Origin of the sequence: Micromonospora sp. NPDC048935, assembly GCF_043197875.1 — a bacterium.
Classification (GTDB): Bacteria; Actinomycetota; Actinomycetes; order Mycobacteriales; family Micromonosporaceae; genus Micromonospora.
In genome coordinates this window covers 205248-225754 of sequence record NZ_JBICTZ010000004.1, presented here as the reverse complement: position 1 = coordinate 225754, position 20507 = coordinate 205248, and the positions used below count along the sequence as shown (strand labels likewise).

General features: G+C 71.5%; 19 protein-coding genes. 8 read left to right on the top strand and 11 right to left on the bottom strand.

Features of this window, described 5'->3' with window-relative positions:
• Positions 1-58: 58 nt before the first annotated feature.
• Both ACGFIW_RS14260 and ACGFIW_RS14255 read right to left on the bottom strand, forming a co-directional pair.
• Positions 59-775, bottom strand: coding sequence for an HAD family hydrolase (locus ACGFIW_RS14260; protein WP_393314563.1), 717 nt, complete (start codon positions 773-775; stop codon positions 59-61).
• A 197-nt stretch (positions 776-972) separates the two neighbouring features.
• Entirely contained in the window at positions 973-1938 is a 966-nt protein-coding gene (locus ACGFIW_RS14255; protein ID WP_393314561.1) for a DMT family transporter, read from the bottom strand.
• Between the two features lie 85 nt (positions 1939-2023).
• On the opposite strand from ACGFIW_RS14255, the gene ACGFIW_RS14250 reads away from it, so the two are divergent.
• On the top strand, positions 2024-2569 hold the full coding sequence (locus ACGFIW_RS14250) for a CGNR zinc finger domain-containing protein (protein ID WP_393314558.1): 546 nt from the start codon (positions 2024-2026) through the stop codon (positions 2567-2569).
• Here ACGFIW_RS14250 and ACGFIW_RS14245 read toward each other — a convergent pair.
• The 3 genes from ACGFIW_RS14245 to ACGFIW_RS14235 all read right to left on the bottom strand — a co-directional run bounded on the left by ACGFIW_RS14245 (position 2536) and on the right by ACGFIW_RS14235 (position 4279).
• Positions 2536-3120: a GNAT family N-acetyltransferase gene (locus tag ACGFIW_RS14245; protein WP_393314555.1), complete on the bottom strand. Its 585-nt coding sequence runs from the start codon at positions 3118-3120 to the stop codon at positions 2536-2538. The two genes, ACGFIW_RS14250 and ACGFIW_RS14245, sit on opposite strands and share 34 nt — an antisense overlap.
• A 173-nt stretch (positions 3121-3293) precedes the next feature.
• Positions 3294-3476: a DUF397 domain-containing protein gene (locus ACGFIW_RS14240; RefSeq protein WP_124818937.1), complete on the bottom strand. Its 183-nt coding sequence runs from the start codon at positions 3474-3476 to the stop codon at positions 3294-3296.
• The gene (locus tag ACGFIW_RS14235; protein ID WP_393314550.1) at positions 3467-4279 is read right to left on the bottom strand and encodes a Scr1 family TA system antitoxin-like transcriptional regulator; all 813 of its coding nucleotides are present in this window, start codon (positions 4277-4279) and stop codon (positions 3467-3469) included. Before ACGFIW_RS14235 ends, ACGFIW_RS14240 begins: the two co-directional genes overlap by 10 nt.
• Before the next feature lie 787 nt (positions 4280-5066).
• Here ACGFIW_RS14235 and ACGFIW_RS14230 point away from each other — a divergent pair.
• Positions 5067-5360, top strand: a complete 294-nt coding sequence (locus tag ACGFIW_RS14230) for a hypothetical protein (protein ID WP_393315289.1) — start codon at positions 5067-5069, stop codon at positions 5358-5360.
• Between the two features lie 15 nt (positions 5361-5375).
• Here ACGFIW_RS14230 and ACGFIW_RS14225 read toward each other — a convergent pair whose 3' ends face one another.
• From ACGFIW_RS14225 to ACGFIW_RS14205, 5 genes are all read right to left on the bottom strand, one after another.
• Complete coding sequence (locus ACGFIW_RS14225) at positions 5376-6785, bottom strand: class II fumarate hydratase (protein WP_393314547.1); 1410 nt, start codon at positions 6783-6785, stop codon at positions 5376-5378.
• Positions 6786-6820: 35 nt separating this feature from the next.
• The gene (locus ACGFIW_RS14220; protein ID WP_393314544.1) at positions 6821-9799 is read right to left on the bottom strand and encodes a BTAD domain-containing putative transcriptional regulator; all 2979 of its coding nucleotides are present in this window, start codon (positions 9797-9799) and stop codon (positions 6821-6823) included.
• A 293-nt stretch (positions 9800-10092) separates the two neighbouring features.
• Positions 10093-11760, bottom strand: a complete 1668-nt coding sequence (locus ACGFIW_RS14215; protein ID WP_393314541.1) for a fumarate hydratase — start codon at positions 11758-11760, stop codon at positions 10093-10095.
• Positions 11761-11875: 115 nt separating this feature from the next.
• Positions 11876-13312 (bottom strand): PQQ-binding-like beta-propeller repeat protein, encoded by a 1437-nt coding sequence (locus ACGFIW_RS14210; RefSeq protein WP_393314538.1) that lies wholly within the window; start codon positions 13310-13312, stop codon positions 11876-11878.
• Positions 13313-13390: 78 nt separating this feature from the next.
• Positions 13391-13882, bottom strand: coding sequence for an Lrp/AsnC family transcriptional regulator (locus ACGFIW_RS14205; protein WP_393314535.1), 492 nt, complete (start codon positions 13880-13882; stop codon positions 13391-13393).
• A gap of 130 nt (positions 13883-14012) precedes the next feature.
• Between ACGFIW_RS14205 and hppD the strand changes: the two genes are divergently transcribed.
• From hppD to ACGFIW_RS14175, 6 genes are all read left to right on the top strand, one after another.
• Positions 14013-15218 (top strand): 4-hydroxyphenylpyruvate dioxygenase, encoded by a 1206-nt coding sequence (gene hppD / locus ACGFIW_RS14200; RefSeq protein ID WP_357252721.1) that lies wholly within the window; start codon positions 14013-14015, stop codon positions 15216-15218.
• Positions 15219-15229: 11 nt separating this feature from the next.
• Positions 15230-15937: an RDD family protein gene (locus ACGFIW_RS14195; RefSeq protein ID WP_393314532.1), complete on the top strand. Its 708-nt coding sequence runs from the start codon at positions 15230-15232 to the stop codon at positions 15935-15937.
• A 156-nt stretch (positions 15938-16093) separates the two neighbouring features.
• A complete protein-coding gene (locus ACGFIW_RS14190; RefSeq protein WP_393314529.1) occupies positions 16094-17140 on the top strand; it encodes an RDD family protein in 1047 nt (348 codons plus the stop codon).
• Positions 17137-18240, top strand: coding sequence for a histidinol-phosphate transaminase (hisC, locus tag ACGFIW_RS14185; protein WP_393314526.1), 1104 nt, complete (start codon positions 17137-17139; stop codon positions 18238-18240). Before ACGFIW_RS14190 ends, hisC begins: the two co-directional genes overlap by 4 nt.
• Before the next feature lie 119 nt (positions 18241-18359).
• Positions 18360-18914: a hypothetical protein gene (locus tag ACGFIW_RS14180; RefSeq protein ID WP_393314523.1), complete on the top strand. Its 555-nt coding sequence runs from the start codon at positions 18360-18362 to the stop codon at positions 18912-18914.
• 160 nt (positions 18915-19074) lie between these two features.
• Entirely contained in the window at positions 19075-19956 is an 882-nt protein-coding gene (locus ACGFIW_RS14175; protein WP_393314520.1) for a hypothetical protein, read from the top strand.
• A 173-nt stretch (positions 19957-20129) separates the two neighbouring features.
• Here ACGFIW_RS14175 and ACGFIW_RS14170 read toward each other — a convergent pair whose 3' ends face one another.
• Complete coding sequence (locus ACGFIW_RS14170; RefSeq protein ID WP_393314517.1) at positions 20130-20498, bottom strand: LPXTG cell wall anchor domain-containing protein; 369 nt, start codon at positions 20496-20498, stop codon at positions 20130-20132.
• Positions 20499-20507 lie beyond the last annotated feature (9 nt).

The window sequence follows — 20507 nt, the reverse complement described above, 5'->3', positions numbered from 1 at the left end:
CGCCTTCATGAAAATCGAGTTGATCATGAGCGCCGACAAGCGTCGACCGCCTCCCGGCTCACACACCGACCTCGTCAACGCGCAGATCCGCCAGCGCGGCTGGCAGAGCTGCCAGCGCGGCTGGCAGGTCGGCCAGGCTGGACACTTCGGCATGGGGCATGAGATCGCCCGGACGAGGCAGCCCATGCCGGTTCAACCACACCGATCGCAGGCCCGCCCGCCGAGGTGCCACCACGTCGTGCTCCCACGAGTCACCGACGTACACGATCTGCTCGGCTGGCACCCCGGCTGCGGCGACCACCGCCGCGTAGAACTCCGGGGCCGGTTTCTTGGGCAGGCGATTGTCGTGGGCGTACACCTCGAAGGCGAACTCGCCGGCGAGCCCGCAGCGTTCGGTGCGGCTGTTGCCGTTGGTGGCGAAGCCGAGCGTGTACCGGGAGCGCAACGTCGCCAGCGCCGCCGGCACGTCCGGGAAGGGTCTGGTGAGGGCGAACCGGCGGGCGAAGAAGAGGGCGACGACCTCGTCCAGGTGGTCGTTCAGCCCGGCGCGGGCCAGCGACCGGGCCAGCGCGGCACGGCGGATCTCCGCCACCGGGGCGGTCCTCAGGTCACCGAAGACCGCACCCCAGTCCGATTCCAGCTCGGCGAGTGTCACCTCACTCGCCGCCGGGGCGCGCCGCCGCATCTCGTCGAGGACGGCCACCAGTCCGCCGGTCACCGCCGGGCGCAGGTCGAGCAGGGTTTCGTCGGCGTCGAACACCACAGTGGTCAGCACGGTCCCCACTGTGTCACCGACCGTCGAACGCCAGCTCACCGACCATCGAACCGCAACCCACCAACCACCGAGGCCCAACCCACCGACCGCCGAGCGCCAGCCCACCGAACCCCAACCCACCAACCACCGAGGCCCAACCCACCGACCGCCGAGCGCCAGCCCACCGAACCCCAACCCACCAACCGCCGAACCCCAGCTCACCGACCGTCGAGCGCCAGCGCCGGCTCGGGCGGGGCGGGCGCGGATGCCGACGGCGTCCCGCGCAGCTCGTCGAGTCGGACCAGCGCCACCCCGGCGACGATCAACGCGCCGCCGAAAAGCTGCCAGCCGGTGGGCAGTTCGTCCAGGAACAGCCAGGCGATCAGCACCGCGAAGAGCACCTCGGTCAGCCCGACGAACGACGACAGCCGGGGGCCGAGGATCCGGGTGCCGGCGATGCCGGCCAGGTACGCGACGACGGCCGCCACCAGCGAGAGCCCGGCGATGGGCAGCAGCCAACTGGTGGGCTGTCCGGCGAAGATGACCTCACCGAAGGTGGCGTGCAGCGGCAGCAGGCCGGTCAGCCCGATGAGGAGCAGCACGGCGGCGCCGACGGCCATTCCGCCGCTGGCCATGGCGACCGAGGGCAGCCGAGCGTCGACCCGCCCGGCGAGCACGAAGTATCCGGCCAGGCCGAATGCCGCACCCAGACCCCAGAGGACGCCCACCGGGTGGAAGTCGGCGGTGCCGGCGAGATCGAGCACGAAGGCCAGCCCGGCCAGCGCGGCCACCGCTCCGGCCACGGTGAGCCGGCGGGGACGCTGCCCGTGCCGCAGCCACATCCAGCCGACGACGAGGATGATGCCGAGGTATTCCAGCAGCAGCGCCACACCGACCGGCAGATAGCGCACGGCGTTGAAGAAGCAGACCTGGGCCAGCGCCACCCCGAGCAACCCGAACAGCCCAATGGCCGAGGCGTTGCCCCGCAGCACGGCCCACCTGCCCCGCAGCGACAGCAGGGCGGGGATCGCCAACACCAGGGCCGCGATGCCGACCCGGGCGATCACCGCGGACTCGGCGGACCAGCCGGCCTCGATGAGTGAACGGGCGAAGGTGCCGGAGGTGGCGAAGGTGACCGCGGAGAGCAACGCCAACGCGGCGCCGGCAGCAGGTCGTGAGTGCATGTCGCGCTCCTCGGGTCGGCACCGTGTCATGAGCAAACTATCCTTGTGCTGATGACGCTAGGCGGAAGCCATGACAGGAGTCAAGATGCTATTTGCTCATGACACCGAGTGTTCGCTGATCGCCGCCACCGCCCTGGTCAACACCATGGGCCGGGGCGGCGAGCTGCTGCCCGACGTCGCCGCGCTGGACGCGTTCTTCGTCCGCTACTCCTACAGCGGCCGGCACGAGCACACCGACGCCGAGCTGCGTGCCGTCCGAGAGTTGCGACCCGGGCTGCGCCGCATCTGGTACGCCGAGACGTCCGAAATCGTCGCCATCGTCAACAGCCTGCTGCTGGAACACCGGGCGCTGCCGCAACTCATCGAGCACGACGACGAGCCGTACCATCTGCACGCCGTGCCCCGCGACGCGCCGCTGGCCACCCGGATCGCGGTGGAGGCGGCGATGGCCATGGCCGACCTGGTCCGCGCCGGTGAGCTGAGCCGGCTGCGGATCTGCGAATACCCGGACTGCGACAACGTGGTCATCGACCTGTCCCGCAACCGGTCGCGGCGGTTCTGCGAGGCCGGCTGCGGCAACCGTGCCGCCGTGACCGCCTACCGCGCCCGCCGGGCCGCCGGCCGCTCCTGACCGGCTGTCGGCCACTCCTCGGCCCGCAGCTCGTACTCCACCTCACCCTGCTCGGTTCCCGGAATCGGGTCGTCCCACTGCAGGTGGAAGGTCCGCACGTAACGCAGCCCGGCCTTGACCATCACCCGCCGCGAACGTTCGTTGACAGTCATCGTCTCGGCCCAGACCCGACGCACCCCGACAATCTCGAAGGCGTGCCGGACCAACGCCCGCGACCCCTCGGTGGCCAGCCCGCGCCCCCACGTCGAGCGGCGCAGCCGGTAGCCCAACTCGGCCTCGGTGCCATCCGCCGACGGGTCGAGCGCGAACCACCCCAGAAACTCGCCCGACTCCCGATCCAGCGCCGCCCAGCGCCCCAGCCCGGGCCACCGCTCGTACTGCGCCAGCATCCTCGGCAACTGCTCATCCCGGACCTTCTCCAGCGGCGTCGCCACACCACCGCTGAGAAACCGCATCACCTCGGGATCGCTGTCCAGCTCGACAAGCGCGTCCACGTCGGCCATCGCCAACCGCCGAAACCGCAACCGCTCGGTGTTGGGCAGGTCACTCATCACGGGATCATCCCGCCGCCGCACCCCACCGTCGAGCCGTTTATCCGCGCCGCCCCGCCCAAGATCCGCACAACATCAGGGAAGTTGTTGCCTCAGGCCGCGCCGAGGCAGCAACATCGCCGAAGTTGCTGCCAACAAATCCCGCGACCACCGTCGCGGGCGAGGCGGTCACGTCAGCGCGGGGGCGCGACCACGAAGAGCCGCCAGGAGTACGCGTCGACAACCAACACGGGCCCGTCCGAGTCCTTACTGTCTCGCACCCCGACCACGTCCCCCAGATTCGTCGCCACCTCGACGCACTGGTCGTTGGAACCACTCCGGCTGCTCTTACGCCACCTGGCTCGGGTCAACTCCACGACTCCGCCACTTCCCTCAGCAACTCGATCGACTCCTGCGGGGGCAACGCCTGCCCGAGGGTAGCTTCCCAGGTCCGTTGTAGAAGCAGTAGATCCGCAGGCCGATCGAGTTCCTGGCCGCCGATCTGGCCACCAAGGTAGGCGAGGTCGCTACCGTCGGCCACGGTGGCAAGGATGAATGGCCCGTTCAGGCCGGGATACTCCTCGGCCGAGCGAGGCACCACATGGAGCTGGACCCGCGGATGTTCGGTTGCCAAGCGCGCCAGGTGCAGAGCCTGCTCGCACATCACCTTCCGGCCGCCGACGCGTCGCCTCAGCACCGACTCATCAAGCACCGCGACCACCTGCGGCGGGCGATCCCTGTAGAGGACCTGCTGGCTGTCCATCCGGTCCGCCAGTCGACGCTCAACCTCGTCGGCATCGAGTAGGCGGTCCGACTCGAAGATGGCGCGGGCATAACCTTCGGTCTGCAGCAGCCCAGGGACATGCAGCGGGTCGAACCATCGCAGCGACCGCGCCTCCGCGAGGATCGCCCGCCAGCCGCGCAACCAGACCTGGGCCTTGTCCAGGCTGACCAACTCGGTGGCCATTCGGCCGAACAGGCCGCCGGTGTCCAGGGCATGGTCGACGAGTTCCAGGTACTTGGTGGTGGGCTGTTGCTGGCCCAGCTCGACCGCGCTGACCATCGACGCCGAGTAGTTGACCGCCTTCGCCAACTCGTCCTGACTCCAGCCCCGCCGAGCCCTCGCCCGGCGTAGCTCCGCGACCAGGAACGCCGCCGCCGTCATCTGCCCATCGGCCATGCCTGCCGCCCTCCACCCCGCTGACGATCAACTCCAGTCGGCCGCCAGCGGCGACGCCACCCGACACAGGGTGGCTATGACGACGCGACCAAACCCTTCCGACCGTAGTCGTCTGATGACCAGACTGTGAAGCGCGACGCCGCTCCCCGTCCCCCGGGTCTGTCGACATCGCACGGGACCGCCCGCTCCCCCGTGCCGGGCGGTCCCACCTCCCAGACCCCAATCACGCCGACCGCCCCGACCAACCTCGACTGACCCCGCAAGATCGTGCTCGATCGTGGAAACCAACACCGTTGCGTTAGGGCTCTAGCCGGCGGGTCAACCCGGGACAGGAGGTGCCCGATCGGGGAGCGGGTTGGGCCCGGCTTGGCGATCATGGAGTTGTGGTGCCGACTTTGCGGGTTTACGGGCGTTCTGTTACCCACCACAACTCCATGATCGGCGAAGCGGTGCCGGTTGACGAACAGCCGGTCCACCTAACGCAACGGGGTTGTCGTGGAAACAGTGGGCTCCTCGCATGCGGAAGCCACTACATCCTGGTTCGAGCGCGATCTTGGCCCGGCCCGGACGCAGCCCCAGCCCGGGCGCAGCCCGGCCCGGACGCACAACCCGGCCCGGACGCACAGCCCGGCCCGAACGCACAACCCGGCCCGAACGCACAACCCGGCCCGAACGCGCAGCCCGGCCCGAACGCGCAGCCCGGCCCGAACGCGCAGCCCGGCCCGGGACGCGCGGGGAGCGCGGCGTGACGCCACAGACGATTCAGCCCGACAAGGAAGGCCGCCGCATGTCCCGGACCGCCCCGGACGACCGCGCCACGACTCCACGTCGACCGCACCTGGCCCTGCGACCGCTCTGGCTGTGCCGGGTCTGCGCCGCACCCTGGCCGTGCCCGGTCGCGCGGCTCACCCTGCGCCAGGAGTACGCCCACGACCGGGTCGGGTTGAGCGTCTACCTGTGCGCGGTCCTGCACGAGGCGGCCGCCGACCTGTACCGGCTCAACCCAGACGACGGCCCCGACCCGGCGGCGCTGTTCAACCGTTTCCTCGGCTGGGCCAGACCGCGCGGCGACACGCGCTGAGCGGGCACCCCCAGCTCAGGGGTGGGTCATCCGGAGCAGGTCCAGGGCCTCGTCGAGCTGGGTCTCGGTGAGCTTGCCGGAGTCGACGTGACCTCGGGAGATCACCACCTCGCGGATGGAGGTCTGCTTGGCCAACGCCTCCTTGGCGATCGAGGCGGCCTCGTCGTACCCCAGGTAGCGGTTGAGCGGGGTGACGATCGACGGTGACCCTTCGGCGTACGCCAGGCAGACCTCGGCGTCCGCGACCAGGCCGGCCACCAGCCGGTCGGCGAACAGGCGGCTGACCGCGGAGAGCAGGCGGATCGACTCCAGCAGGTTGCGGCCCATCACGGGGAGCATGACGTTCAACTCGAAGTCGCCCTGGGAGCCGGCGAAGCCAACTGTCGCGTCGTTGCCGATCACCTGTGCGCAGACCTGCCGCATCGCCTCGGCGACCACCGGGTTGACCTTGCCGGGCATGATCGACGAGCCGGGCTGGAGGTCGGGGATCCGCAGTTCGCGGAGGCCGGCACGCGGGCCGGAGCCCATCCACCGGATGTCGTTCGCGATCTTGTAGAGGCCGACCGCCACCGTACGGAGCTGCCCCGAGGTCTCCACAAGCGCGTCCCGGGCGCCCTGTGCCTCGAAGTGGTTACGCGCCTCGGACAACGGCAGCCCGGTCGACTCGCGCAGCTTGCCGATCACGGCGGCGGCGAACCCGAGCGGGGTGTTGATCCCGGTGCCGACGGCGGTGCCACCCAGTGGCAGCTCGGCCAGCCGGGGCAACGCGCCTTCCAGCCGGTCGATGCCGTAGCGGACCTGGGCGGCGTACCCACCGAACTCCTGACCCAGGGTGACCGGAGTGGCGTCCATCAGATGGGTGCGACCGGCCTTGACCACCGTCTCGAACTCCGCAGCCTTGGCCTCCAGCGCCGCCGCCAGGTGGGCCAGCGACGGCAGCAGATCCTCCACGATGAACTGGGTGGCGGCCAGGTGGATCGAGGACGGGAAGATGTCGTTGCTGGACTGGGAAGCGTTGACGTGGTCGTTCGGGTGCACCGGCGAGCCCAGCTCGCGGCTCGCCAGGGTGGCGATCACCTCGTTGGTGTTCATGTTCGACGAGGTGCCCGAACCGGTCTGGAACACGTCCACCGGGAACTGGTCGTCGTAACCACCGTCGGCCACGTGTGCGGCGGCGGCGGCGATCGCGGCGGCCACGTTCGCGTCGATCACGCCCAACTCGCCGTTGACCTCGGCTGCCGCGCCCTTGATCTGGGCGAGCGCCTTGATCTGGGCCGGCTCGATGCCCCGGCCGGAGATCGGGAAATTCTGCACCGCACGCTGGGTCTGTGCCCGCCACAGGGCTTCGGCGGGCACCTCCACCTCGCCCATCGAGTCGCGTTCGATCCGGTAACCGGTCGCCTCTGGAGTCGTCACACCTACCATCCTGCCGCGCCCACCGCCGACTCGCAGATGATCCGTCAGCCCAACTCGGCGAGCAGGCACTCCACCTCGTGCTGGCCGGGTGACTCGATCTGCCGGAACAGGACCAGCGCCCGGCTCAGGTGTGCGCGCGCCGCGGCCGGGTCGGTCGTCAGCAGGCAGCGGGCGATGCCCTCCAGCGCCCGGCCCTGCTCGTATCGGGAGCCCAGCCCGGTGGCGTCGACGAGCACGCGACGATGCAGGTCGAGCGCGCTCGTCACGTCGCCCTGGTCCAGGATGGCGCGGGCCAGCAGGTTGCGTGAGCCGCACTGCGCGACGCGGTCCCCCACCTCGGTCATCGCGACGAGTGCCGCACGGTGCAGTTCGGCGGCCTGCTCCGGGCGCCCGGCCTCCCGTTCCATCATCCCGATCTCGTTCAACACCTCACCCTCACCGAACCGGCTGCCCATCTGCCGCTTGAAACGCAGCGCCACCCGCAGCAACCGCGCGGCCGGCACCACGTCACCCATCCGATGCCGGATCATCCCGAGATGCCCGAGGGCGTTGCCGATCCGGCGCGGGTCGCCGAATTCACGAGCGATGCTCAGGTGCCGTCGGGCTAAGCGCAGCGCCTCGTCGTGCCGCCCCCACAGCAGCAGCGTCAACGACAGGTTGTTGAGTTCGTTCGTCAGCGCCACCGTGTCGCGCATCCGCGTGGCCACCGCGCTGGCCTCGTCGAAGCACTCCCGGGCACGGCGGAACTGGAAGTCGGCCGCGTACGAGCTGCCCAGGTTGCCGAGCGTGTTGCGGAACCCGCGGCGCAGACCGAGCCGGCGGAAGATTTCCAGTGACCTCTCCATGACCCGGATCGACTCGGGAAAATCACCCAGCCGGTAGTGGGCCGAGGCCAGATAGTTGAGCATCGTCGCCACGGCCCGGTCGTCACCCAACGCCTCGGCGGCGCGCAGGCCGATGGTGTGTGTCTCGATCAACTCGTCCAGCCGACCGCCCTCGAACTGGGCGTACCAGCAGGCCCTCGCCAACTGCCAGCAGTACTGGAGGAAATCCTCGGTCTCCGCCAACCGGACCAGGGCGGTCCACACGGCCAGGTTCTCGTCGAGCCAGGCCCGGCCCTGCTCGGCGACGAGCGCGACCAGGTCGGGGCGCAGCGGCTCCGCCACCACGATCAGCGAGTGCAGCGAGGAGAGTTCCGTCGTGCGGGCGATCGCCGTGGCAACGTGCAGATGGTGGTCGAGCAGGCGCTCGATGCCGTCCCGCCGCTCGGCTGCCCGCTCCGGCTCGGCCACCAGGGTCCGGGCATACTCGCGGACCAGGTCGTGCAGCCGGTACCGGCCCGGCTCCGTCTCCTCCACCAGGTGCGCGTCGACCAACTCGTCGAGCAGGTCCTGCGCGTCGGGCAGGGGCAGCTCGGCGAGGACTGCCGCGACCGAGTTGTCGAACCGTACCCCCGGGTGCAGGCCGAGCAGCCGGAACGCACGCTGCGCCGCCGGCGGCACCTGGGCGTACGACAGGGCGAAGGCGCGGGCGACGGACCTGTCACCCGCTTCGAACTCGGCCAACGGGTCGGGCCGGCTCGTCAGCCGCTCGGCCAGGTCGGCGATGCGCCAACGGGGGCGGTGCGCCAGTCGGGCACCGGCCAACCGGATGGCGAGTGGCAGGTGCCCGCAGCGGCGGACGACCTCGGTGGCCGCCTCCGGCTCGGCCGCCACCCGGTCGACGCCGACCACGTGCCCGAGCAGCTCGATCGCCTCGTCGGTGTCGAGCACCGGCAGCGACGACGGTCGCCCCTCGTCCACCCCGACCAGCCGGCGCCGGCTGGTGATCAGGACGAGGCAGTGCGAGCCGTTGGGCAGCAGGGGTGTCACCTGGTCGGCGGTGGCCGCGTTGTCCAGCACCACCAGGGCCCGTCGGCCGGCCAACTCGGTGCGCCAGAGCGCCAACCGGTCGTCCTGGTTCGTCGGCACCCGTTCGGCGGGCACACCGAGCTGCCGCAGCAACGTGGCCACCGCCGCGGCCGGTGTCAGCGGGGTGCGCTCGCTGTGCCCGTGCAGGTCGATGTAGAGCTGGGCGTCCGGGTAGTCATCCGTGAGGGCGGTGGCGACGTGCACGGCGAGGGTGGTCTTACCGCTGCCGGCCATCCCGTCGATGAGCTGGATCCGCGCGCCGGCCTCCACGTCCTTGACCAGACGGGCCAGCGTCTGCTGCCGACCGGTGAAGTCGCCGATCGCCCGGGGCAGCGAGCGGACCGGAGCGCTCGGCGACGACGCCCGACCGGCCAGGACGAGATCCCCGGCGAGCACCCGTTGATGCAGCTCCTGAAGCTCGGCGCCGGGCTCGATGCCCAGCTCGTCGGCGTAGAACCGCCGACCCTCCCGGTAGACCGCCAGCGCCTCGGCCTGCCGACCGACCGAGGAGAGGGCGAGCATCAGTTGACCGCGCAGTCGCTCCCGCAGCGGGTGCTGGTCGACGCTCTCGGCCAACTCGTCGATCAGCTCGACGCCCCGACCGAGACGCATCTCGACGTCGACGCACTCCTCCAGCGCGGTCAGGCGCTGCTCGTCCAGGGCCTGGGCGCGGCGGCGGATGCTCCGGCTCGGGATACCGCCGAGCGCGGGCCCTCGCCAGAGCGCCAGGGCAGCGCGGAATCCGGTACGCGCGTCGTCCAGCCGACCGGCCGCGGCGGCGGCACGGGCCGCCTCCACACCCCGGACGAACACCTCGACGTCCAGGTCGTTCGGTGCGGGACGGACGCCATACCCCGCCGGGTCGGTGACGATCGCCTCCGGCGACAGCCCGAGTTCGGTGAAGCGGCGGCGCAACCGCGACACACAGGTCTGCAACTGGGCTCGGGCGGTGGCCGGGGGCTGCTCCTCCCACACCGCGTCGACCAGCTCTTCGACCGGCACGAGCCGGCCGGCCCGCAACAGCAGCATGGCGAGCACGATCCGGTCACGACCAGCGGTGACTGTGGACTCACCACCGCCGACCCGCAGGGGCCCCAGGATCCCGAACCGCATCTGCTCCCCCGCCTTACTGGCCCGACCTCCAGCAGAGTAGTCCGACGGTCACGGATCGGCTCAGTCAGGCGAGAGCGATGTGAGAGCGGATCGGCAGCGGTGCATCGGACACTCTCTTCGGGTTGTCGGTGACGGCATCCGACGGGGGCGGTGCGCCCGTTCCCGGGGCCGAAGCGGGCCAGGCGCACCGATGTCGGTACAGCACGGGCGACAAGAGGGGCGTCGAGCGCATTCGCTCGACGCCCCTTCGCGCGTGCCGGTCGGGTCAGCGGCGACCGACGGTGCCGGTCGGGTCAGCGGCGGCCGACGGTGAGCACCGGCTTGGTGACCTCGGCGAAGAAGTCGTTGCCCTTGTCGTCGACGACGATGAAGGCCGGGAAGTCCTCCACCTCGATCTTCCAGACCGCCTCCATGCCCAGCTCCGCGTATTCGAGGACCTCGACGTGCTTGATGCAGTCCTGGGCGAGACGGGCCGCGGGGCCGCCGATCGACCCGAGGTAGAAGCCGCCGTGCCGCTGGCAGGATCGGGTCACCTGGCCGGAGCGGTTGCCCTTGGCGAGCATCACCTGCGAGCCACCCGCGGCCTGGAACTTCTCCACGTAGGCGTCCATCCGGCCGGCGGTGGTCGGGCCGAAGGAGCCGGACGCGTACCCCTCGGGGGTCTTGGCCGGGCCGGCGTAGTAGACGGCGTGGTCGCGCAGGTAGCGCGGCATCGGCTCGCCGGCGTCCAACCGCTCAGCGATCTTGGCGTGCGCGATGTCGCGGGCCACCACGAGCGGGCCGGACAGCGAGAGCCGGGTCTTCACCGGATATTTGGACAGCTCGGCGCGGATCTCGTCCATCGGCCGGTTGAGGTCGACCCGGACCACCAGCTCGGCGTCGAGCGCATCGTCGGTGACGTCGGGCAGGAAGCGCGCCGGGTCGGTCTCCAGTCGCTCCAGCCACACACCCGACGGAGTGATCTTGGCGACCGCCTGCCGGTCCGCCGAACAGGAGACGGCGATCGCCACCGGGCAGGACGCGCCGTGCCGGGGCAGCCGGACCACCCGTACGTCGTGACAGAAGTACCTGCCGCCGAACTGGGCCCCGATGCCGAAGTTGCGGGTCAACTCCAGCACCTCGGCCTCCAACTCCAGGTCGCGGAAGCCGTGCGCACTCATCGAGCCCTGCGTCGGGAGGGCGTCCAGGTACTTCGCGGAGGCGTACTTCGCGGTCTTCAGGGCGTACTCGGCGGAGGTGCCGCCGATGACGATGGCCAGGTGGTACGGCGGGCAGGCGGCGGTGCCGATCAGCCGCAGCTTCTCCTCCAGGAACTGCATCATCCGCGTCGGGTTGAGCAGCGCCTTGGTCTCCTGGTAGAGGTACGACTTGTTGGCCGAGCCGCCACCCTTGGCCATGAACAGAAACTTGTACGCGTCGGGGTGCCCCTCCGGGTCCTCGGCGTACAGCTCGACCTGGGCCGGCAGGTTGCTGCCGGTGTTCCGCTCGTCCCACATGGTCAGCGGGGCGAGCTGGGAGTAGCGCAGGTTGAGCTTGGTGTATGCCTGGTAGACGCCTCGGGAGATGGCCTCGGCGTCCGCGCCGTCGGTGAGCACGTGCCGGCCACGCTTGCCCATCACGATCGCGGTGCCGGTGTCCTGACACATCGGCAGCACCCCACCGGCGGCGATGTTGGCGTTGCGCAGCAGGTCCAGTGCGACGAACCGATCGTTCGGCGAGGCGGCCGGATCATCGATGATCGCCCGGAGCTGGGCCAGGTGCGCGGGGCGGAGGAAGTGCGCGATGTCGTGCATCGCCTCGGCGGTCAGCGCGGTGAGCGCGGCCGGCTCCACAGTGAGGAACCGGCGGCCTCCCGGGCCGTGTACGACGTCGACGCCCTCGTCGGTGACCAGGCGGTAATCCGTCTGGTCGGGGCCGGTCGGCAGCAGGGGGGCGTACGAGAATGCGGCGGCACTGCTCATGAGCGGCAAGCCTAGGGCAGACCGGTCGATCACTCCCACCCGCCGGGCGGGTCCTGGGACGCCGCTCTCATCCCGCGGACCCGCCGCCCGCTCACCCACCCGGTGAGCAGGCCACTCAGCCGTCCTTGCCGCCGTCCGGATCGGGGCAGAGCTCCCCCTTCGGCCCGCAGCCGCCGTTGGTCTGCCCACCGGGGCCGGTGCCGCCCGGCCCGGGATTCCCACCGTCGCCGGGCGGGCGAGCGGGCGAGCCTCCGGCAGCACCGAAGCGGACGTATCCGATCTCGCGCCCCTCACCAATGATCATGCCCTGCGAGCCGACCGCGAGGGCGTTCGCCGAGGTGCGCAGGACGGCCAACTCCCGGCCGGTGCGTGGGTCCACCGCGACCAACCGGGACGGCTTCTCGTCCGCGACCACCGCCGCGTACGGGGTCAGCGCGGCACCGGCCTTGCCGCTGGCGGGCCGCGTCCACAGCACCCGGTCGGTGCCGAGCTGACGGGCGACCACCGAACGCTTGTCGGCTGCCCGGAACACCGCGTAGCGGTCGTCGACCGCGATCAACTTGGTGCCCGCTTCGCCGACCCAGAGCAGCCGGCCGTCGTACCCGTCGATGACCGCCTCGCGGCCGTCCGGGCCGACACCGATCAGCACGTTCCGCGCACCCTGCGGGTCCTCGCGCTGCACGCAGCCGGCGCTGTCGGCGGTCCGTAGGTTGATCCCGGCCCGCTGCCACGCCTCCTGCCCGGTCGCCGGGTCCCGCGCCGAGATGGCGAAATAGCAGGCGCCGTCCTGGGAGCGGGCGGCGATCCGCAGCATCCGGCCGCCCACCACGGACAGCCGCTCGTCCCGGCCGGGTTCGACATTTTGCAACACCCGACCGGTGGCGGTGTCCACCACGTGCACCCGGCCGTCCACCGGGAAGCCGAGCAGCGGCGGCGCAGGTTCCGCGCCGGCCACCCCGTCGTCGATCCGGGTGGCGGTGAGCCGGCGGGTGCCGCGCAGCCCCGGGTTGTCGGCGAGCAGGCCGCTGTGCACCCCGGGCAGGAAGGCCGTCCAGATCGGCGCGGTGCCGCGCGGGTCCCAGGCGCTCAGGGTGCAGTCGGTGGCATCCGTGCAGCGGGCGTCGAGGAGCAGGTTGCGGTAGGTCCACACGGCCACCGCGTCGTCGTCGCGTCGCCGGGTCGCCCCGGTGGCCGGGTCGAGCAGCTCGTACCCCTTGACCAGGAGCTTGCCCACGGCGACGACCGGGTCCCGGTCACCGCCGGCGACCGCCGCCCAGTCGGCCTTGCGCTCCCAGAGTTGGGCGCCGGTGGCCAGGCTGCGCGCCTCCACCCGGGTGCGCTGCTCGACCACGACGGCGTCGCCGGCGATCGTCACACTGCGTGGGGTGCCGCCGATCCGTTGCTGCCAGACCACGTCGGGCTCGGAGATGGGCTCGCTGCGGTCCACCCAGTCCCACAGGCCGGGGAAGGGATTCCACACGCCGGTCGCGGCGAGGGCGACGACCACGGCGAGGCCGGCCAGCAGCCCAGCGCGCACCCTCCCCTTCGCCACCCGCACACCGTAGCCACGATCACGGATCTTCCGTGCGCCCGCGCCGCCGTGTCGCCGCGCTTTCTGCGGCGCGAGGTGTTAGAGCGCCCGTACGGCGCTGCGGACGAGGGGAAGCGTGCGGTACGGGATCTGCTCGGCCAGGGCGATGATCGTCGACGCCCGGGTGATGCCGGCGGAGGAGACGATCTGGTCGATGACCCGCTGGAGGTCGGTGTTGGAGCGGGCCACGATCCGGCACAGCAGGTCACTGGAGCCGGTGATGGTGTGCGCCTCCAGCACCTCGGGGATGGCGGCGAGGTGGGCGGTGACCGGGTCGTGGCCGTGCCGCTGGCTGATCTCCAGGGTGACGAAGCTGGTCACCCCGAACCCGATCGCGGCCGGTGCGATCTCCGGGCCGAAGCCACCGATGACGCCCCGGTCGATCAGCTTGTCCAGCCGGGCCTGCACGGTGCCCCGGGCCACCCCGAGCCGGCGGGAGCACTCCAGCACCCCGATCCGAGGCTCCTCGGCGAGCAGTTCGATCAAGCGCACGTCGAGGGCGTCGAGCTGTACATTCTGCTCACCATTCACGAGTGTCGACCATACCGAATGCGCATTCTGACCAGCATTTTCCCGGCCAGTTGCCCAGCCGTGGCCCGCACCGCGATCCTTCGGTCAACAACCGGCCCACGAGGCCGGCCGGTACGCGAGGGAGGCCATCATGACCCAGGCGATCGACCGACCCCAGTCGACCGAGGACGTCGACGTCGACCGGCTCGTCGGCGCAGTCGACCACGACATCAGCCACGACCCGTTCCCGGTCCGGGGCCTCGACCACGTGCACTTCCTGGTCGGCAACGCCAAGCAGGCCGCGCACTACTACTCCACCGCGTTCGGCATGACCTGCGTGGCGTACCGGGGCCCCGAGCAGGGCTACCGCGACCACGCCCAGTACGTGCTGACCAGCGGCTCGGCCCGGTTCGTGCTGACCGGCGCGGTGCGCCCGGACGCCGACGGCGCCGAGCACGTGGCGAAGCACAGCGACGGGATCAGCGACATCGCGCTGGAGGTCCCGGACGTCGACGCCGCGTACGCGCACGCCATCGCGCAGGGCGCCGCCAGCGTCGTCGAGCCGCACGAGGTGACCGACGAGCACGGCACGGTCCGGATGGCGGCCATCGCCGCGTACGGCGACACCCGGCACACCCTTGTCGACAGGTCCCGCTACACCGGCCCGTTCCTGCCCGGCTTCGCCGCCCGCGGCCCGATCGTGGACCGGCAGCCGATGATCGCCGCCGGCATTCAGCCGAAGCGCTTCTTCCAGGCCGTCGACCACGTGGTCGGCAACGTGGAACTGGGCCGGATGGACGAGTGGGTCGAGTTCTACAAGCGGGTGATGGGCTTCTCCAACATGGCGGAGTTCGTCGGCGACGACATCGCCACCGACTACTCGGCGCTGATGAGCAAGGTCGTCGCGAACGGCACCCGGAAGGTGAAGTTCCCGCTCAACGAGCCGGCGATCGCCCGTAAGAAGTCCCAGATCGACGAGTACCTGGAGTTCTACCAGGGCCCCGGTGCGCAGCACATCGCCGTCGCCACCAACGACATCCTGGCCAGCGTCGACGCGATGCGGGCCGCCGGGGTGGAGTTCCTGGACACCCCCGACTCGTACTACGAGGACCCCGAGCTGCGTGCCCGCATCGGCAAGGTGCGGGTGCCGATCGAGGAGCTGAAGGCCCGCAAGATCCTCGTCGACCGGGACGAGGACGGCTACCTGCTCCAGATCTTCACCAAGCCGGTGCAGGACCGCCCGACCGTGTTCTTCGAACTGATCGAGCGACACGGCTCGCTGGGCTTCGGCAAGGGCAACTTCAAGGCGCTCTTCCAGGCGATCGAGCGGGAGCAGGAAGCGCGCGGCAACCTGTAACACTTGCGAGCGTGACGCAGCCTCCGTCGTACCCGACGCCGCCGGTCGGTGGGCCTCAGCCCGCCGCCGGCGGCTTCGCGCCGCCGCCCGGACCACACCCCCAGGGGTACGCCGCGCCGCCGCAGTACGCCCCACCCGGGTACGCCCCGCCACCGTGGCCCGCCGGGCCACCCGGCCCGCTGCCGCCGACCCTGAGCCCGGGTGGTCAGCCGCTGGCGAGCTTCGGCGACCGGCTGCTCGCCTGGCTGATCGACACGGCGTTGGCCAGTGCCGTGTCGCTGGTGCTGTTCCTGCCGTTCTTCCTCGTCCTCTGGTGGCGGATGCTCACCGAGATGACCCGGACCAACCCGGACGGCACAATTGTGGAGCCCGACATGGCCACCTTCTTCGTCGAGTTCCTCCTGCCGATCATCCTGCTTCAGCTCGGGCTCTTCGTGGTGACGCTCGGGCTCTACTGGCTCTACCACGTGGAATACCTCAAGCGCGACGGCCAGACGCTCGGCAAGAAGGTGCTGAAGCTGCGCGTGGTGCCGATCGACCCGACCCGCACGCTGGACCGGCGGATGGCCGGCCGGCGCTGGCTCGTGCAGTACCTGGGAGCCTCGCTGGTCCCGGGGGGCGCCTACGTCGACGGCCTGTGGCAACTCTGGGACAAGCCGTGGCAGCAGTGCCTCCATGACAAGTTCGCCGATACCGTCGTCGTTAAGGTGTCCACGTGAGCGAGCGCAGCGAGCGAACCAGCAGGCACAGTAGCGTGGCGTCTCGCGCCGTCGCGCAGCGAAGCGGAGCGGCGGCGTGAGCGAGCGCAGCGAGCGAACCAGCAGGCACAGCAGCGTGGCGTCTCGCGCCGTCGCGCAGCGAAGCGGAGCGGCGGCGTGAGCGTTCAGCCCGGCTGGTATGTCGACCCGGCCGACAGGGAGACCCAGCGTTACTGGGACGGCGAGGGTTGGCTCGGTGCGCCGATCCCCGCCGACGCCACCCCGCCGGAGGGTCCTCCGCCGGTCGAGCCGCCGCCCGCGCCGGTCACCTCGGCCGCGCCCGCCGCGGCGGGCACCTCGGGCCCGGGGGCCGTCGCGCCCGGCGGGCCGCCGCAGCAGGGCACACCACCGGGGTACGGCCCGCCGCCGGGGCAGGGCCCAGGCTGGGGGCCACCGGCCGGCCCTCCGGCCTGGGGTCCGCAGGGCGGCCCGCCGGGCTGGGCGCCTCCGGGTGGCCACCCGGGCTCGGGACCACTGCCCGGCCAACCGGGCTGGGCACCCCAACCCGGCCAACCGGGCTGGGTGCCCTTTCCCGGTCACCCGGGCTGGTCGATGCGACCGCCCGAGCCACGGCCGCATGGCCTCCGGCTGGCCGGCTACGGCCGCCGGTTCGTTGCTCGGCTCATCGACTTCGGCCTCCTCTTCGCACTGAACATCGTGGCGAACGGCTGGTTCGTCTGGCGCTGGGTGCAGGAGTGGACCCCGTACTGGCAGGAGATCTTCCGGCGGGCGGCGCGGGGGGACACCTCCGCCGAGGGCCTGCCGTTGCCCGACCAGCAGGCCAACTCGCTCCTGGTGGTGATCCTGCTGGTCGCCACCGCGCTCTGGTTGGCGTACGAGGTGCCCGCCATGGCCGCTGGTGGGCAGACCGTCGGCAAGCGGGTGATGCGGATCCGGGCGGTGCCGATCGCCGCCGACCAGCCGCTGGGGATGGGCCGGGCACTGGGCCGGTGGAGCCTGCTGGGTCTGCCGACCCTGCTCTGGTACTGCGCCGGGATCGGTCTGGTGCTGCAACTTGTCGACGCCCTCTCGCCACTCTTCGACCACCCGCTGCGCCAGGCGCTGCACGACAAGCGCGCGCAGACGGTGGTCGTCGAGGTTCCGCACCGCACCGGACCCACCTCCTCGAACGACCGCAACCACCCCCCGGGAGACACCCCATGACCGACTCCGGACGTCACCAGCCGGCGCTGCGGCTGACCCGCGCCGACCTGGACGCGCTGCCCAACTACGTGCCGGGGCGCAGTCCCGCCGACCTGGCTCGGGAGTTGGGCCTGCCGGAGGCCATCAAGTTGGCCAGCAACGAGGTTCCGTACGGTCCGCTGCCCGGCGTGGTCGAGGCGGTCACCGAGGCGATCAGCACCTCGCACCGCTACCCGGACATGGGCGTGGTCGCGCTGCGGGACGCGCTTGCCCAGCGGTACGGGGTGGATGCCGACCGGATCGCCACCGGATGTGGGTCGGTGGCGCTCGCCGAGCACCTGGTGCGGGCCACCTGCCTGCCCGGCGACGAGGTGCTCTACTCGTGGCGGTCCTTCGAGGCGTACCCGATCGTCGTGGCGACCAGCGGCGCGACGAGCGTGCGGCTGCCCAACGACGCCGGGCACGGGCACGACCTGGCGGCGATGGCCGCGGCGGTGACCGACCGGACCCGGGTGATTTTCGTCTGCAACCCGAACAACCCCACCGGCACCGCGGTACGCCGGGCCGACCTGGACCGGTTCCTCGACGCGGTGCCGGACGACGTGCTGGTGGTGATCGACGAGGCGTACCGGGAGTTCGTCACCGACGCGGAGGTGCCGGACGGGCTCGACTACCTGGACCGACCCAACGTCGCGGTGCTGCGCACGCTGTCCAAGGCGTGGGGGCTCGCCGGGCTGCGGATGGGCTGGCTCGTTGCCCAGCCGGTGGTGGCTGCCGCCATCCGCAAGGTGGCGACCCCGTTCTCCAGCAGCACGGCGGCTCAGGCCGGGGCGCTCGCCGCGCTGAGCCAGGCGACGGAGATGGAGCGTCGCTGCGCCCTTGTCGTCGCCGAGCGGGACCGGGTCACCGAGGCGCTGCGCAAGTTCGTGCCCGAGGTGCCGACCAGCCAGGCCAACTTCGTCTGGCTGCCGCTGGGTGAGCGGGCGGTGGCGTTCGGCAAGGCGTGTGAGGCGCGCGGGGTGATCGTGCGGCCGTTCGCCGGGGACGGGGTCCGGGTCACCATCGGCACCCCGGCCGAGAACGACGCGTTCCTGAACGCCGCGGAGTCCGCGCTGGCCTGACCCAGAGCGGGCCATAAGTTCTGTTTGTCCACTTATGCCCGCTAGGTGCCCTATCTTCCGAAGTAGCCGGCTGTATCGAGGAATCACGCCGGCTCACTTCGAGAACGGGGTAACGAACAGTGCGTACTGCCAAGATCTGTCTCGCCGGGGCGGCCGCCGCCGCGATGGTGGGATTCCTCGCCGCGCCGGCCAGCGCCGCGCCGACCGACACCACCACCACGACATTCGAGGTGCTCGCCGGCACCCTCGACATCGACGCGCCGGCCACCGCCGACCTTGGCACCGGCGCGCCCGGTGGCACGATCACCGGCCAACTCGGCGCGGTCACGGTCGACGATTCCCGGGGTGCGGCGGACGCCTCCTGGGTCGCCTCGGTGACCGCCACGGTCTTCCAGACCGGCGGCGGCAGCCCGCCCGAGACGGTCCTCCCGTCCGAGATCGACTACTGGTCCGGTCCGGCGACCGCGACCACCGGCAACGGCACCTTCACGCCGGGTCAGGCCACCTCCGGCGACGCGGAGCCGCTGGACAGCGTCACCCCGGTCACGGCGTTCACCCACACCGGCGGCACCGGTGGCAACACCGCGACCTGGAACCCGACCCTGATCGTCAACGTGCCGCTGGACAGCATCGCGGGCGTCTACACCGGGACGGTGACGCATTCGGTGGCCTAGCCGCCGGGGCCGGTCGACCGTCACGGTCGCTCTGGCGCTGCTCTGCCTCGCCGGTCCGGGTCTGTCGACCCGGGCCGGCGCGGCCGAGCCTGACGCCGACGACCGCCTCGGAATCCGGCTGCTGGAGGCCCCGAGCAATCGCCGCGACGACCCCCGGGCATTGCGCTACATCGTTGATCACCTGCCGCCGGGCACCACCATCAAGCGGCAACTGCTGATCCGCAATCGAACCGACGAAGCACGCCGCATCGACGTGTATCCGGCGGCGGCAACCGTGGAGGATTCCGAGTTCAGGTTCGGCGAGGGCCGCGCGACAAACGAGCTGACCTCGTGGATCACCCTCGACAGGTCCGTCGTGGAGGTGGAACCGTGGGGGGAGACCCGGGTCCTGGCCACCATCGTGGTGCCGCGGGACGCCGCACGCGGCGAGCGGTACGGGGTGGTCTGGGCGTCCGCCACCTCGGCACCCCGCTCCGACGGGGAGGTCACCCAGATCCACCGGGTCGGCGTCCGGATGTATCTCGACGTGGGGCCCGGGGGCGAGCCGGTCTCCGACTTCTCGATCGGTGAGCTTCGACCGGCCCGCGGCCCCGAGGGCGTGCCCTCGGTGACCGCCCAGGTCACCAACACCGGCGGTCGTGCCATCGACCTGACCGGCTCGGTCGCCCTCAGCGACGGGCCGGCCGGCAGCCGGGCCGGCCCGTTCCAGGTCGGGCAGGGCGTCACGCTGCCGCCGGGCGGCTCGGGGCAGGTCACCGCCCGGCTACCGGCCGAGCTGCCGAACGGGCCCTGGAAGATCGAGGTGAACCTGGAGAGCGGGATCGTCAAGCGCAGCATCACCGCGCGGATCGAGTTTCCCGACGCGGGTCAGATCGGCAAGCGGGGCAGCGTCATCTCCCGGATGACGTCCGCCTGGATCGTGGCGGCGGCCGTCGCGGGCCTCCTGCTCATCGCCGGCCTCGCGGTGCTGGCCCGCCGATCCCGGCGGTCCACCCGGCCCCCCACCGGCACGCCACGGGAGCGAGTCCCGGCCGGAAGCTGACGCCACGCTGGCGGCCGCGCAGCGCATCCACCGCCAGCGGCGGGCTTGCACCGGCATCGACGGGCCGCACACGGACCAGCCGCCGGTGGGCTTCCGCCAGCCGCCGGCGGGACCCACCCGACAGGCGGGCCGTCGGCGGCGGGCTTGCGCCAACCGCCGACGGCCGGTGTACGTCACACGCGCCGCCAGCGACGGGCGGCGAGCCCACCGACGAGCAGTAGGAGCACGCCCAGCCCGATGAGCAGCAACGTCGACCCGCCGGAACCGGTGACCGGCAGTTGACCGTGACTGGGTGTGGGCTGGGGTGGCGCCGAGGTTGGTCGCGTGGGCGTGGGAGGTGCGGGTTGCGTGGGCGTGGGCGTCGGCGACGCCGGCAGGATCTCGAAGGTGACGCCGGTGTCCGCCGACGGCGCGGCCCGGACGGCAGCGAACGCGCGCGCCGAGGCGGGATCCGCACCCAGCCCCGGCGGGACCGCCAGCGCGAGGCTCGCGGCGGCGGCCAGCGCGCCGCCCACGAGGTAGTTGGCTGAAGTCCTGCCCATGCGCCGACC